The sequence below is a fragment of the Sorangium sp. So ce363 genome (genome assembly GCF_051520435.1).
Lineage (GTDB): Bacteria > Myxococcota_A > Polyangia > Polyangiales > Polyangiaceae > Sorangium > Sorangium cellulosum_B.
In genome coordinates, this window is record NZ_CP150333.1 from 9,359,516 (window position 1) to 9,372,909 (window position 13,394).

Sequence of the window (13,394 nt, forward strand, 5' to 3'; positions counted from 1 at the left end):
AAAAAAAAGCAGGAATTTCACAGGGAGGCGGGGAGGCGGGGAGCGAGAAACGGCAAGAGAAAGAAATTCTTTTTTCTTCCTCCCCGCCTCCCCGCCTCCCTGTGAAAATTCTCCGGGTTTCAACGTGATCGGTGTTCTAGAGGGAGCATGGACAGGGAAGCGCTGTGCAAGCTGATCGAACAAGAAGAGGTCGTTTCGGAGCTGGACCTGTCGGGCTTCGACCTGTCGGGGCTCGACCTCTCCGGCGGGATCTTCGAAGATGTCCGCTTCACCAACGCCAACCTCACCGGCGTCAAGGTGCGCGAGGCGATCTTTCACCGCTGTGACCTCGCGGGAGCCAACCTGAAGGGGCTGGATTTTCACCTTGGCACGGCCATGGACTGTACGCTTGCGGGGGCCGTGCTCACCGACGCCTCGCTGGTTGGAGCGAGCGTCTCGGCCGTGGACCTCGAATCGGCCGATCTGACCGGAGCCGACCTCTCGTCGGCTACCATCGATTATGCCCAGCTCAAGAACGCCCGACTGGTCCGTGCCAACCTGACCGACGGCACCCTGTTCGGCGTCACGCTCGAGGGCACGGACTTCTCTCAGGCCAACCTGACCAGGGCGGTCCTGTTCCGTCAGGACCTGTCCCAGGCCATTCTCACGGGGATCACCCTCGTGGAAGCGATCCTGGTCGAGGTGCGGATGGGGCCCAAGGACTTCCGGCGGATGGACCTCAGCAGAACGCAATTTACCAGCGCCGACCTGCGCGGCTGCGACTTTTCAGGGGCCACGCTGACGCAATGCGGCTTCAAGGGCGCCAACTTGACCGGGGCTCGGCTGGACGGCGCCGTCGCCCAGCTGGCCGACTTCGTCGAAGCGACCCTGATGAACGCGAGCCTCACCCAGGCCGACCTGAGCCAGGCGCTCTTCGTCGACGCGCGCGCGGGCGCCACGAACCTCTCGGGAGCGCGGCTCGAGATGAGCGTCTGGCACCGGGCGAGCTGCCCGGGTGCCCGCTTCTGCCGGGCAGACCTGAGCCATGCAGACTTCTCCCACGCCGACGTGTCGTTCGCCGACTTTTCCGACGCGACGCTGTCGCGCGCGCGGCTGCACCGTGTGACGGACAAGGGCACGATCTGGCCGCCGGGCAAGGCGCTGGCGCACGGAGACGACCAGGAGCTCAAGGAAGCAGAAGACTGGCAGGCCAACGTCCTTGGGAGGCCTGCCGGCAGTCAACGCACCCCTCACTCATGAGGAAACCATGCAGAGCGCAGCAAGAGCGAGACAAACCCAGCGGGAAGCCCACGGCGAACACGGCGCCGTGCTCCGCATCGATGGCTCCGCGTACATCGTCGAGACCGAGAACGGCGAGATCCGCGCGAAGCGCGCGACGAGCTGTCTGCTGGAGCCCGCCGCCGGAGACCTGGTGCTCCTCACCGCCGTGAACGGCGCGCATTACATCCTCGCCGTTCTCGAGCGGGAGGAAGGCGCGCCCTCACACCTCGTCTCCGAAGGAGATCTCCAGATTCGTCTGCGGCGCGGCTCGCTGGGCCTCGCGGCGCCCGACGGTGTACACGTGGCCGCCGGCAAGGACCTCTCGATGGCCGCATCGACCTTCCGTGTCCAGGCCAAGGAGGGGCACGTCGCGCTGGAGCTGTTCACGTTCCTCAGCAAGATGGCCCGCGGGGAGGTCGACCGGGCCAAGCTGATCGGCCGCAGCCTCGACTCGGCGCTCGAACGGCTGTCGCAGAGGGTGAAGCGCTCCTACCGCATCGTGGAAGAGGCTGACCATGTGCGCGCCGAGCGCATCGACTACGCGGCCAAGGGCAACCTCGTCATCCACAGCGAGAACGCCAAGATCACCGCGTGCCACGTCGTGAAGATCGATGCCGATCAGATCCAGGTAGGGTGACCGAACATGTTTGCAATCACATCGCGCGGTGGAATGGACTTTGGCATCCCGGACGTCTGCCGTCTTCCGACGACCATCCCCGTCCCGTTTCCAAACTTTGCGGCGAAGCCCATGGGGACGTCCCCCGCGTACAAAGTGCGCATCGGGCCCGCTCCCGTCCATACCCTGGCGACGACCATTCCGCTCACCTCCGGCGACAACCCCGGGCTCCTTGGCGGCGTGATCTCCGGCCGCAACATGGGCCCCGCGAGGCGTCTCCGGTTCTCTCGCAACACGTTGTGGCAGGGGAAACCGGCGGTGGTTCTCAGTGCCAACGGCCTCGGGAACCAGATCAATACGAACTCGACGACCATCGTCCCGAGCCAGACCAAGGTTCTGATTCTCAAGTGACGTCCGCTCGGTCATCCGCGAGAGCCGCCCGCGAGAGCCGCCCGCGAGAGCGCCCCGAGATCCCGCCCTGTTCTGACCGCTGAGGGACACCCACGTGGCCATCGATGAAACTACCCGCATCCGCCTGGGGATCATTCAAAAGAAATACGGCGATCGCCTGGCCCGGAGCACGAACGGCTCCAACCCGCCGGACCGGCGCCAGGTGTTCATTGATGAATTCCGGCGGATCCTGGCCGACATCTTCGTTCCCACATTCGAGGCCATCGGCGGTGAGCTCGCCTCGTCAGGCCACGCTTACCGGATCGAGCAGGACGTGGGCGAGAAGACCCCCAGCATCGAGTTTCACCTCCTGCTCCGGGGCGTGCCGGCGAACGCGAACAACCTGATCCGCCTCTTCTACAGCGCCGAGGCCGCGGGCGACGGAGAGGTGATCGCCGAGGTCAACGTCTACCAGACCCTGACCGAGCTCACGCGGTTCCGGGTGCTGTCTCGGGTCACCCGAGAGGTGGCGGAGCAGATGTGCGTGGACGCCATCGAGCACGTCTTCGCCTGCAACGCTCGCTGAGGGGCTCGTGTGATGCGCGCGGCGCGGCCGCAGGCTGAGAGCGTCGCCCTCCATCCTCCAGCACGGCGACCCGGCGCTTCACCCTTCGCGCAGGATCCGGCGGTACGTCTCGAGGTACGCCGCCGCCGTCGCCGCCGCCGAGAAGCTCTCCTCGGCCGCGCGACGGCACGCCGCCGGGTCGAGCCGGTCGACCCTCGCCATCGCGTCGGCCATCTCCGCAGCGCCGTCCACCAGGAACCCCGTCCGGCCGTGCTCGACGATCTCCGGCAGCGCGCCGGCGCCGCGCAGCGCGATCACGGGCGTTCCGGAGGCCAGCGCCTCCAGGGCCACGAGCGAGCTGGTCTCCTGCACGAGGCTGGGGACGAGCAGGCACCGCGCCGCCGCGAGCAGGCGGCGCTTCCGGGCGAGGCCCACCGGGCCAAGGAAGCGCCGCACAGGGCCGGGGCCGCGCAGCATCGGCAGCAGGACCTCCTGGAGATACCGCGTGTGCTCCTCGTACCCGAACGCCTGGCCGGCGATGAGCAGCGGCACGCCGGCGCGGACCGAGGCCTCGACGGCGACGTGATAGCCCTTCTCCGGGCAGATCCGGCCCAGCGCGAGGGCGAAGCCGCGCTTGTACCGCCTCGGCCGGTAGTGCTCCAGCCGGACGCCGTTCGGGATCTCGGGCAGGAGCCGCGCCCCCGGCGGACAGGCGCGCCGCTGCGTCGCGGACACGCAGTGGAGGAACGTCCTCGGCCGCTCGAGACGGAACACCGCGGGCGAATAGAAGCTCGGCGGGAGATGGAGGGTCGCGAGCACCGGCACGCCCGGCTCGGGCAGATAGCGATCGAAATCGACGCCGTGCAGGTGGACGAGGTCGATCGGATACGTGTCCAGGGCCCGGGCGACGGCGCTCCGGTGGTGGCAAAAGGCCCGCTCCCTGGCCGCCTCGTCGAGGATGGCGCCGGGCGGGGGCGCCGGCGTGGCCACCAGCGTCCCCGCGCACGCGGAGCCCTCCGGGGCGACCACGATCGACCGGTGGCCGCCGCGCGAGAGCGCCTCGTCGAGCATCGAGAGGACCTGCTCGGCGCCGCCGACGGCGTCCGGACCCACGGGCGCGAGCGGATAACCGACGAGCAGGACCGTCAGAGGCACAGCTCACGCTCGAGGCCGAGCAGCGTGAGCGTCTTCGCCGCGAGCCGCCGCCAGCGCGCGCCGTCGATCGGGAAGCCGAGGCGCTCGTAGTGGAGCGGGCCATCGTGCGGCGGCCTGCGGAAATCGTACGCGGGCGCAGGCCGGAAGCGCTCGACCTCCGCGCCGAACGGGGCGAGCACCTCCCGCTGGCTGGCGAAGCAGGCCAGCATGGCGCGCTTCCGCGACGCCTCGATGTCCGAGAGCCGGAGCGCGATCTCGGGGACGCCGGGGTGCGCGATGAACTCGCCGGTGAGGAGGCGGCCGCGCGCGGCGTGGTACGACGCCGCCTCGAAGATCAGCGGCGCGGTGACGCCGTTCCAGAGGGCGAGCACCGCCGCCGCGTGGACGGCGAGCGCCGCCGCGTCGTGATCGGGGTGGCCGCCCTCGTAGGGGTGGGTGAACACCACCTCGGGCCGCGTCCGGGCGAACAGCTCGACGAGCCGCCGGGTGAGGCTCGGCGCCTCCTCGATCGCCTCCTGGTCGACCGCACCGAGGCACCTGAGCCGCCCCGCGGGCACGTTGCCGGCCGACATCGCGCGGGTCACCTCCTCGCGCCGGAGCGCGGCGTAGCGCTCGCGCCCGATGCCGGCGAGGCCCGCCGGCACGAAGCGCTCGTCGCGCGGCGCCCCGTCGGTCACGTGGACCACCTCGATCGGGCTGAGCCGGCCGATCCGCGCGCCGAGCCCGATGGTCTCGTCGTCCGGATGGGCGAGCACGACGAGACAGCGCGGCGCCCGGCCCGACGAGAGCCACGAGAACGGCGGCCACGCGAGCTCCTGGGCGGAGGGGCCCTGACGGCGGAGAACGGCGAGGTTCACGACGGCACCTCCGCGCGCCCGCGGCGCAGCTCGGCCCGCGGCTCCGGTCGCCCCCCCGGGGTGCCGCGGTGCTCTTCGGGTCTCCTTTTTCGCTTCGGCGTGCTCGCGATGTGGGACATGAGCCACCTGGAGCGCATGCGGTCAGGTCGTCCTGGCGCAAAACGCAGCGATCTCCACACTACCAAACGGCGACGCGGCGCGCCAGACGGCGCGTAAAGCGCGGATAGACGAGAAGACGCGTACCCGCCCCTCGCCTCTTTGCGCACGTTACGCACGGCGTCGTCTCATGCGTAGCGCCGCGTCATCCGGGCGCAGAAGTCGGCGAACTCCTCGATCCGCTGCGGAGGGCTCGTGTGGTGGGGCCGGAGGCCGGCGTGCTCCGGGGTGAAGCAGTAGGTCAGGGTCACCTCGAACGGCTCGAGCGCCTTCATCTGCCGGTCGAACCAGGCCTCCGCGCCGGGGCGGAAGCTGTCGGCCCAGCTGAGGCCCGTGCGGAGGTGGCGCACCCCGAGCTCCTTCAGCCACGCCACCGCGTCGTCGAGCCGGTGGTCCTCGAAGTGGAACCACTGGCACAGACCGAATTCAGGGGTGTACTCCGGGAAGAGCCGGAGCGCGCGCTTGGGCGTCCCGTCCTCGCGGAGCAGGCCCATGTAGAAATGCCGGTAATACGACGAGCCCTCGGCCTCGCGGTGCCGGGTCGTCGCCGGCCACGCGCGCGGCAGATCATAGAGGCTGTACCAGTGGATCCGCTCGACCTTGCCGCGGAGCAGCTCGGCGCTCCGCCGGAGACCGAACTCCTGCACCTCCTCGGCGCCGAACGTGGAGACGCCGATCTCGGTGATCCAGAGCGGCCTGTCGGTCACCACGCGGATCTCCTCGAGCTTGGCGGGCCACTCCTGGATCTGCCAGTGATTCCAGTCGAGAGGGAAGCCGTGCACCGCGACCACGTCGACGTGCTCGAGCACGCCCTGCCGCCCCATGTTGGCGATGAACCCCGGATCGATCGGCGAGATGCCGCCCAGCACGCGCAGCAGCCAGTGGCGCTCGCTCCGGATCGCGTCCGCGGCGAGCTTCACCATGGTTCCATACGTCGTCCACTCGGGATCGATCTCGAAATCCCAGTGCGACTTGTTGTTGGGCTCGTTCCAGAGCATCACCGCCTCGATCACGCCTGCTCTCCCTTCACGAAAGCTCGCCTCGCCGGGTAGACGGCGCCAGGCGGACGACCGGCGGCCCTCTCGCGCCGGCGGCAGAGGTAGACCTCGGGCTCGGGGTGGTTCACGATCTCGAAGCCGGCGCTCCGCAGCATCGCCTCGGCGCAAGCCCGGTTGGGCACCCACCAGTTGGTCGGGTCGTGCGCATAGCTGTGCTCGACGAAGTGAAGCCTGGGATAACCGGCCTCGTCGAAGATCTCCTCCTCGGAGAAGGGGAAATCTTCCTCCAGCGGCGCCACCTCCGCGCTGCCGCGCTGCATGCTCTGGAAGATCAGCGTGTGTCCGACCACGTGCTCGTGGAGCAGATCGAGCGCCAGGAGCGGGTGGCGGAGGTGGTACAGGACGCCCAGGAAGAGCACGAGATCGAAGCGCTCTCCGAGGCTGCCGACGTCGTACACGGAGAGGTTCCGGAACTCGATGTCTGCCCCGGAGACCTCCGCGGCGAAGCGCGCCTGCGCCAGGTAGTCCTCGTCGCTGTCGATCCCGAGGACGCGCGCCGCCCCGCGCCGCTTCATCTCGAGCGAGTAGAAGCCGGCGTTGCAGCCGATGTCGAGGACCGTCTTGCCCGTGAGATCCGCCGGGACGGCGTCGGCGAAGCCCCTCCATTTGAACGCGGGGTAATCCCCCAGGAAATGGTCGGGCGCCGTCTTCACCCCGCGGAGATCGAGGTTATGGAACCACGGCCCGAGCCCGCGCACGCGCTCCTGGATCTGCTCCCGCGTCCACTTCGCCGCTCCCTCGACGCACCTCTCCATGGCCCCTCCCTTCACGCGGCGGCGCGGCTGAGGAGCTGGATGGCCTCGTGGTAGCCGTGCAGCGTCCCCACGTCGACATAGGCCTCTCCGGCCCGCACGGCGCGCGCGCTGCCGCCGCGGGCGAGGTACTCGTTCACAAGCGTCCCGATGTACGGGTCCTCCCGCCCGCGCTCGCGCCAGAGGTCGTGGAGCTCCTGCATCACCGCCCCCGTGAGCCTGAAGGCGCCCCAGACCCACCGCGAGCGCGCGTTGCGCTGCTTGACCTGGATCTCGAGCACCCGGCCCTCCTCGTCGGTGACGACCGCGTCGAAGAGCTCCGGATGCTCGACCGGAAAGAGCAGGAACGAGAGCCCCCCGCCGCCGAGCGAGCAGAGCCCGTGCTCCGGGAACCACACCGTGTCGGGGAGCCCCACGAGCACGTCCTCCTCCGGCCGGATCCAGGGGAGCGACCGGAAGATGGCGTCGCAGAGCCCGGCGGCGGCCGGCTGCACCACATAACAGATGTGCGCCGGGCCGACGCTCGCGCCGTAGTACTCGACGATATCCGACTTGCCCGGCGAGATCACCATGCAGAGCCGGGTCGCGCCGGCGAGCACCATCCGGTCGATGAGGTACTCGCTGACCGCGCGCGGCCGCTCCACGTCGCCGTCCCTGCGCGTCCCCACCGGGAGCAGCTCCTTCGAGAACGCGAGCGGCTGGATCCTGCTGCCCAGGCCCGCCGCCGGAATCACTCCCCACATCGCGCCGTCCCTCCGTTCGATGAGCTGATCTCGACTCCGTTCAATGAGCCGACCTCGGCTCCGTTCAGTGAGCCGAGACCGACTCGAGAATGGCCACGAGCTCCGCCGCGCGGCGCGCGGCGCTGTGCTCCGCGAGCACCCGCTCCCGCGCCGCGCGGGCGATGGCCGCGATCTCGCCCTCCGGGAGCGAGAGCGCCGCGACCGCCTCGTCCGTGGTCGCCGCCACGAGGATCTCCCTCCCCGGCGTGAAGAACCGGTCGAGCCCCTCCCACCCGTCGCTCAGGATCGGCGTCCCGCAGGCGGCGGCCTCGAAGAGCCTCCCGGAAGGGCAGTAGCCCATCGCCGCCATCGCCCCCCGCGTCACGTTGAGCGTCAGCCGCGAGGAGCAATAGAACGCCGGGTGATCCGGCGGCGCCACGTGACGATGGTAATAGACGTTCTGCGCCCACGGGAAGTCCTCGGGGTAGAGCGAGCCCCCGATGACGAACCGCCGCTCGGGCAGCCTCCTCGCCGCCTCGAGGAAGAGGCGGGAGAGCGCCGCCTGCCGGTCGGCAGCGTACGTGCCGAGGTACGAGAGATCCCCGCGGAAGCCGTCCCGCGGCGGGACCGGGCGGTGCACCGCCGGGTCCGCGCTGCCGTAGAGCGGGAACACCCGCCGGGCGCCGAGCTGCGCCTGGAGCCGATCGAGCGCCGCGCCGCCGGTGTAGCTGAGCACGCAGTCGAAATCGACGAGGCCTCGAGGGCCGATGTAGCCGACCGGCTGTCCGGCCTGGATGCGATCCAGCGTCACCGGCGTGTCGAGATCGTAGAAGACCTTGAGCGCGCCGGACTCGAGAACCACGTCGGTCGCGGGGTCGCCGTCGGGGCAGTACGACGTGACCATCGCCGCGTCGGCCTCGCGGACGGCGCGCCTGGCCTCGGGGAGGACGTCCTCGAACGAGGTGTAGAGCCGGAGCGTGTTGCCGGGCGAGAGCGCGGTCAGATCCCGGTGCGCGGCGTAATACGGGACGTCGCGCTCGAAGAAGGTGACGCGGTGCCCGGCCCGCCCGAGGGCGGAGACGACGCCGCGCCACAGCGTGGCGTGGCCGTTGCCCCAGGACGAGCTGATCGTCAGACCGAAGATGACGAGCCTCATGGCGGAGCGGACCTCCTCGATGCCTGCGTCGCCGGCGCCGGCGGCCTGCGCGGCTCGCCGGGGATCATCGCTTCCACCTCGGGGCGGCAGCGGATCCGCGGCAAGAGCGCCCTTGCCTCGGGCCGGAGGCGGCGGAGCGTGTACGCTACCTTGGCGCGGGTGTGCTCGGGCCCGTAGCAGTCGAGGAACCCGGCGCTGTTCAGCGAGAAGAACGAGAGCGCGTCAGCGTCGTTGAGCAAGGCGAGCTCGGCGTCGTCCCCCGGCCGCTCGTGCGACGCCACCAGGGCGCCGATCCGGTCGAGGACCTCCGGCGCGAGCCCAACGCCGGCGAGCGCGGCGCGCGTCAGGGCGGCCCCGCGCCGCGCGTGCTCGTCCTTGAACGCCTGGTAGTCCGGGGCGCGGTGCTCTCTCCGGACGTCCGCCTCGGAGACGAGCCGCTCCACGTCGTGGAAGAGCGCCGCCACCTGGACGGCGACGCCGGCGCGCGGATCGAGGCGGAGCATCCATTGCCAGACGTCGATCGCATGATCGTGGTCGGCGCGGACGAGCGGCCTGTCGAGATCGTGGAGCTCCCGGTGCCGCCCGAGGACCCGGGCGAAGACCGCCGTCGCGGAGGCGAGATTCCTCCTGCGGATGAAGCGCTGGCACCGTGTGAGGACCTCGTAGGCGGCGCGCGCGGCGCCCGCTCGCTCGAGCCCCTCGATACGGAGGTCGAAGAGGCCACCGGCGTCGAGCGCGTGCAGGCGGGTGTCGAGCGCCCACAGATCGAGCGCCGACGAGCGCCACGCGCGGGCATCGACGACAGCGTGGAGCGCCCCTCCGGACGGGCCGGGCGCGCCGCTCTCCACCTCCACGCCAGGGAACTCCCTGGAGAGCGCCGCTCTGTCGGACGGGGAGAGGAGCGGCGTCCCGCAGATCGAGGGTCCATCGCTGCTCGAAGAGGGGCCGTCGATGAGGATGAGGCGCTTGAGCATGAGCGTGCGCTCTCCGGTCAGCCACCGGGATGGAGCTCGACACAGCTGCCGCGCGCGGCTGCCGCGGACGAACCGGGATCACAGGTGAGGAACCTATCGCCGTGGTCCTCACCGCACCATCGCGGAAATTCCGTAGAGCAACGTCGGGAAAGAAATGAGCGCGAGACGTGGGATCGCCGTAGCCGCGCCAGCCGCGGCTATCTCCCCTCGACGCTCCGCCCCGAGCCCCGGCGTCAGCTCCGCGGCCGCCCTGGGACGAGGGCCGTACCTGGTCCGCCTGTGCTGTGCGCGCGCCGCCTGGGGTCGCCCGGGCGTGGCCCAGCCCCCCTGATACCGCATCTCCCGCTCACTGCGGAGGCTCGGGAGGGATGACGACGGGGTTGATCGCTCGAACGCTCGCGCCGGCCGGGTAAGCGTAGCTGTTGTGGTGGAAGGGCACCTCCGACCCCCAGCCCCACACGGTCACGCTGAACGGGCCATCGCTGTACGCCTCGTGTTTGCCGTTGCTGCACCCCTCCTGGCTCTGGAAGTTGTTCCGCACGAGATCGCGCCAGGTCACCTCGACCTGCCCTCCGGTGTCCACGGGCGTCCACCCCGAGAGCGCCCCGGCGCAGTCGAGCACGACGTCGTGGAATACGCCGTCAGCCCCCTTCTTGCGCACGAACACGAGGTTCGTCTCCGGGTAGGTCGGGTCTGTGAAGAAGATATACCGCGACAGGTACTGCCCCGCCGGGACCACGTTGACGAACTCGGGATCCCCGGCATTCTGGAACGCCGCGCCGCCCGTCATGTAGGTCGAGACGTAGAACGGGTGCTCGTCATCCTGGCTCCTGACGACGAAAGGCGTGCTGGACCGGACAACGAAGCTCTTCCCCTTGTCCACCGTGGCCTGGGCGCCAGGCGGCGGCGCTGGATCCCACGAGAGGGTCGTGCCGTCGACGGCCCCGGTGATGCGCGTCGGAGGCGTCTCGTCCCGACCCTGCACGCGGTTTCTGTAACGCGCATAGACGTACTCGCTGCCGAGCGCGCGCACCGGCGGGATCTGCTCGTGCGCGCTGTCGGCATACCCCTGATCGATGTTGATGCCGGTCTGCTCCGCCCACACCCCGATCGGCTTGTTCGCGCTGATGATGCTGCCGAGCAGGTCCTCCTGCTGCTCGAGCCTGAGGACTTGCCCCTTGCGGAGCGCGAAGTGCGCCGGCTGGCCCTTCGGCGCGGCGGGGACGCCCTTCCCTGGCTGGAGTTCCACGGTCGGGTTGATGACGACGTCCGTGTCGTCGGACGAAGCCACGATCGACAGCCCCGGTGGCCCCTCGTTCTCGCCGAAGGGCCACGGGGTGATGGCGATGTAATTGGTGTCCCATGTCGACGTGGGCAGGAGCATCGTGGCGTCGGCGATCGCGGAGGAGCCGCCGCCGAACGGCATGATGTCGTAGACGACGATCGGGACCGACGCGACGAGGCGGAGCGCCGTGGCGGTGTTGTCTGTGGTCCACGCCGGGTCGGTCCACGCCGAGGCGGCCGGATCCATCTCGGCCACCTCGACGGGGTAGCCGCAGCCGGAGACGTCGCCGCGCATGAAGGGGTCGCCTCGCAGAAACACGATCCCCACCTCGCCCGGCTGGATCGTCCCCCCTGCGCCGATGGGCGTCAGGGTGAGGCCCGGCCCGCTGCCCTCGGGTGTATACGTGTACTTCGAGAGATCGATCGTCTCGCCGCCGACGTCGCCCTCGAGGGAGACCGGCCCGCTCCACGTGTTGGCGACGAAGAGGGCAAAACATTCTCCCGACGCCGCCGGGACGTGGGCGAAGAACTCGCAACCGACGGAGCTCTTGGCGGCGGCCGCCGCGTCGCACGCGGCGATGCACGCGCCGTTCGAACATCCGTCCGAGGGCCCGCACGCCTTCACCAGATTGCCGTTGCAGTCCACGATGGAGTGCATGTCCGCCGAGCACACCGGCGGCGCGCTGCCGCAGCTCGAGCCCGCCCCTGCCGAGTCGACGAGGGAGCCGAAGCCGCCGATCCCCGAGTCAGGCCCTCTCCCACCGCTCCCAGCGCTCCCGCCGCCGCCACCCCGGCCACCGCCGCCGGTCCCTCCTGTGTGGGTCGTCGCGGCGACTTGCTCGGGTTGGCTGCAGCCAACGACCATGGTGACCGCGGCGACGCACAGCGCTGCACCGCAGATCCCTCCACGCCGAGGCGCCCGGGTTGCTCCAGCGCTCGCGGCTGCCCGGATGACGATCGCTCGGCGTCGCAAGGCTGCTCGCTTCTGGACTTCTACTGGGCAAGAAACTTCTTTTCGCAGGGAGACAGAGGACAGGTCCATCCACCAGCTATGCGAAATCGCGACGTATGCAACGACAGAGAGCAGCCTCCGCATCGGAGCTCTTCTGCATGGCGGCGGATCGAGGAGGGCAAGGCGGCATGTTCCCAGTCGGCGCGGGAGCTGGCCCAGGAGGATGGCAGCGCGGCCAGGTGTTCCTGCCGCCGCTCCAGGCCGAATTTATGAGGAGCATCACACGGCGGACCGGCGCCCATTGCGCGCCGCAGCCCGGTAAGCGAGTGTGACGCCGATGCACCTTGCGCAGCGCCTGGCCGGGCTTGAGCTGTCGGCCATCCCCGTGTGGGTCCTCGACGTGGACCGCTCGCGGGTCTGCTGGGTGAACGAGGCCGGCCTGGACCTGTGGCGGGCGCAGGATCGCGACGAGCTGTTCGCGCGCGATTACTCGACGGTGCCGCCGCCGATCCGGACGCGCTTCCAGGCCCTCGCCGCGCAGCTGCGCGAGGGGGGCGTCGTGCGCGAGAGCTGGACCTTCTACCCGCGCGGGGTGCCAGTGACGGTGACGCTCCACTCCTCGAGCGTCGAGCTCGACGATGGGCGATTCGCGATCTTGAGCCAGGCGCTTCCCACCGAGGGAGCGCCTGAGCCGGAGCTCGTCCGAGGCATCGAGGCGCTGCGCCACACCTCCGTGATGATCGCGTTCGTCGACCCGAGCGGAGACCTCCTGATGCAGAACCCAGCGGCTCTGCGGGCGTTCGGCCGCACCAGGACGTGGAGCGCCTGGCTGGGTGAGCCCGGCGAGGCGGACGCGATGCTCAGGGCGGCGCTGAACGGCGACATCGTGACGCGAGAGATGCTCGTCCGCACCGTGGATGGGGAGCGCCTGCACGCGATCGAGGGGCGAGCGGTGCGTGATCCCGTGACGGGCGTCCTGGGGGTCTTGTTCCACCACACGGACGAGACGGCGCGGATAGGCGCGGAGCGCTCCGCCGAGGAGCGCGGCCGCCTGCTGGACGAGCTGAACGCGTCGCTGGCGCTCGTCGAGCAGCAGCGCGGTGAGATCCTCGCCCTCTCCGCGCCCATCCTGGACGTGGGCGAGCGCGCGCTGGCGCTGCCGATCATCGGGGCGCTGAACCGAGAGCGGAGCGCGGAGATCGCGGCGCGGCTCCTGCCTGCGATCGCCGGCAGCGGGGTCGACCGCGTGATACTCGACATGACCGGCGCCGCGGCGCTCGACGACGCCGGCGCCAGGCACCTGATCGAGATGGTACGCGCCATCCGGCTGCTCGGCGCGTCCGCCATGATCACGGGCATCCAGCCCGCGCTGGCCCGCGCCCTGGTGGCATCGGGCTTTGACGGGACGGGCATCACCCTCGTGGGCTCCATCGCCCAGGGCCTCTCGCGTTCCAGGAAGCGCTGAGCCGGGGCTACCGTCGTGCTCCGGCCAGGCGT

13 protein-coding genes are annotated in these 13,394 nt (G+C 70.2%); 5 read left to right on the forward strand and 8 right to left on the reverse strand.

Annotated elements, in window-relative coordinates; translation table 11 throughout:
• Positions 1-147 precede the first annotated feature (147 nt).
• The 4 genes from WMF12_RS35200 to WMF12_RS35215 all read left to right on the forward strand — a co-directional run bounded on the left by WMF12_RS35200 (position 148) and on the right by WMF12_RS35215 (position 2,852).
• The gene (locus tag WMF12_RS35200) at positions 148-1,239 is read left to right on the forward strand and encodes a pentapeptide repeat-containing protein (protein ID WP_437852371.1); all 1,092 of its coding nucleotides are present in this window, start codon (positions 148-150) and stop codon (positions 1,237-1,239) included.
• A gap of 67 nt (positions 1,240-1,306) precedes the next feature.
• Positions 1,307-1,897, forward strand: coding sequence for a DUF3540 domain-containing protein (locus WMF12_RS35205; protein ID WP_437852372.1), 591 nt, complete (start codon positions 1,307-1,309; stop codon positions 1,895-1,897).
• Between the two features lie 6 nt (positions 1,898-1,903).
• Complete coding sequence (locus tag WMF12_RS35210) at positions 1,904-2,287, forward strand: DUF4150 domain-containing protein (RefSeq protein ID WP_437741064.1); 384 nt, start codon at positions 1,904-1,906, stop codon at positions 2,285-2,287.
• 94 nt (positions 2,288-2,381) lie between these two features.
• A complete protein-coding gene (locus tag WMF12_RS35215; RefSeq protein ID WP_437852373.1) occupies positions 2,382-2,852 on the forward strand; it encodes a hypothetical protein in 471 nt (156 codons plus the stop codon).
• Between the two features lie 78 nt (positions 2,853-2,930).
• Here WMF12_RS35215 and WMF12_RS35220 read toward each other — a convergent pair whose 3' ends face one another.
• The 8 genes from WMF12_RS35220 to WMF12_RS35255 all read right to left on the reverse strand — a co-directional run bounded on the left by WMF12_RS35220 (position 2,931) and on the right by WMF12_RS35255 (position 11,603).
• On the reverse strand, positions 2,931-3,986 hold the full coding sequence (locus WMF12_RS35220; RefSeq protein WP_437852374.1) for a glycosyltransferase family 4 protein: 1,056 nt from the start codon (positions 3,984-3,986) through the stop codon (positions 2,931-2,933).
• Positions 3,977-4,843 carry a PIG-L deacetylase family protein gene (locus WMF12_RS35225; protein WP_437764790.1) on the reverse strand — a complete coding sequence of 289 codons (867 nt, stop codon included), beginning with the start codon at positions 4,841-4,843 and terminating at the stop codon, positions 3,977-3,979. The genes WMF12_RS35220 and WMF12_RS35225 overlap by 10 nt, the downstream gene beginning before the upstream one ends.
• 284 nt (positions 4,844-5,127) lie before the next feature.
• Positions 5,128-6,012 carry a beta-xylosidase gene (locus WMF12_RS35230; protein ID WP_437741068.1) on the reverse strand — a complete coding sequence of 295 codons (885 nt, stop codon included), beginning with the start codon at positions 6,010-6,012 and terminating at the stop codon, positions 5,128-5,130.
• Positions 6,009-6,812 (reverse strand): TIGR04290 family methyltransferase, encoded by an 804-nt coding sequence (locus tag WMF12_RS35235; RefSeq protein WP_044966491.1) that lies wholly within the window; start codon positions 6,810-6,812, stop codon positions 6,009-6,011. The genes WMF12_RS35230 and WMF12_RS35235 overlap by 4 nt, the downstream gene beginning before the upstream one ends.
• Positions 6,813-6,823: 11 nt before the next feature.
• Complete coding sequence (locus WMF12_RS35240) at positions 6,824-7,552, reverse strand: sugar phosphate nucleotidyltransferase (protein WP_437741069.1); 729 nt, start codon at positions 7,550-7,552, stop codon at positions 6,824-6,826.
• 64 nt (positions 7,553-7,616) lie between these two features.
• The gene (locus WMF12_RS35245; RefSeq protein WP_437852375.1) at positions 7,617-8,687 is read right to left on the reverse strand and encodes a CgeB family protein; all 1,071 of its coding nucleotides are present in this window, start codon (positions 8,685-8,687) and stop codon (positions 7,617-7,619) included.
• Complete coding sequence (locus tag WMF12_RS35250) at positions 8,684-9,661, reverse strand: DUF4202 family protein (RefSeq protein ID WP_437852376.1); 978 nt, start codon at positions 9,659-9,661, stop codon at positions 8,684-8,686. Before WMF12_RS35250 ends, WMF12_RS35245 begins: the two co-directional genes overlap by 4 nt.
• Before the next feature lie 346 nt (positions 9,662-10,007).
• The gene (locus WMF12_RS35255) at positions 10,008-11,603 is read right to left on the reverse strand and encodes an IgGFc-binding protein (RefSeq protein WP_437852377.1); all 1,596 of its coding nucleotides are present in this window, start codon (positions 11,601-11,603) and stop codon (positions 10,008-10,010) included.
• 631 nt (positions 11,604-12,234) lie between these two features.
• On the opposite strand from WMF12_RS35255, the gene WMF12_RS35260 reads away from it, so the two are divergent.
• A complete protein-coding gene (locus tag WMF12_RS35260) occupies positions 12,235-13,362 on the forward strand; it encodes an STAS domain-containing protein (protein WP_437852378.1) in 1,128 nt (375 codons plus the stop codon).
• Positions 13,363-13,394 lie beyond the last annotated feature (32 nt).

Bases quoted from the DNA above. Each gene is read 5' to 3' on its own strand.
- WMF12_RS35200 (WP_437852371.1), top strand. From the start codon at position 148: ATGGACAGGGAAGCGCTGTGCAAGCTGATCGAACAAGAAGAGGTCGTT.
- WMF12_RS35210 (WP_437741064.1), top strand. From the start codon at position 1,904: ATGTTTGCAATCACATCGCGCGGTGGAATGGACTTTGGCATCCCGGAC.
- WMF12_RS35235 (WP_044966491.1), bottom strand. From the start codon at position 6,812: ATGGAGAGGTGCGTCGAGGGAGCGGCGAAGTGGACGCGGGAGCAGATC.
- WMF12_RS35240 (WP_437741069.1), bottom strand. From the start codon at position 7,552: ATGTGGGGAGTGATTCCGGCGGCGGGCCTGGGCAGCAGGATCCAGCCG.
- WMF12_RS35245 (WP_437852375.1), bottom strand. From the start codon at position 8,687: ATGAGGCTCGTCATCTTCGGTCTGACGATCAGCTCGTCCTGGGGCAAC.
- WMF12_RS35250 (WP_437852376.1), bottom strand. From the start codon at position 9,661: ATGCTCAAGCGCCTCATCCTCATCGACGGCCCCTCTTCGAGCAGCGAT.
- WMF12_RS35255 (WP_437852377.1), bottom strand. From the start codon at position 11,603: ATGCACTCCATCGTGGACTGCAACGGCAATCTGGTGAAGGCGTGCGGG.
- WMF12_RS35260 (WP_437852378.1), top strand. From the start codon at position 12,235: ATGCACCTTGCGCAGCGCCTGGCCGGGCTTGAGCTGTCGGCCATCCCC.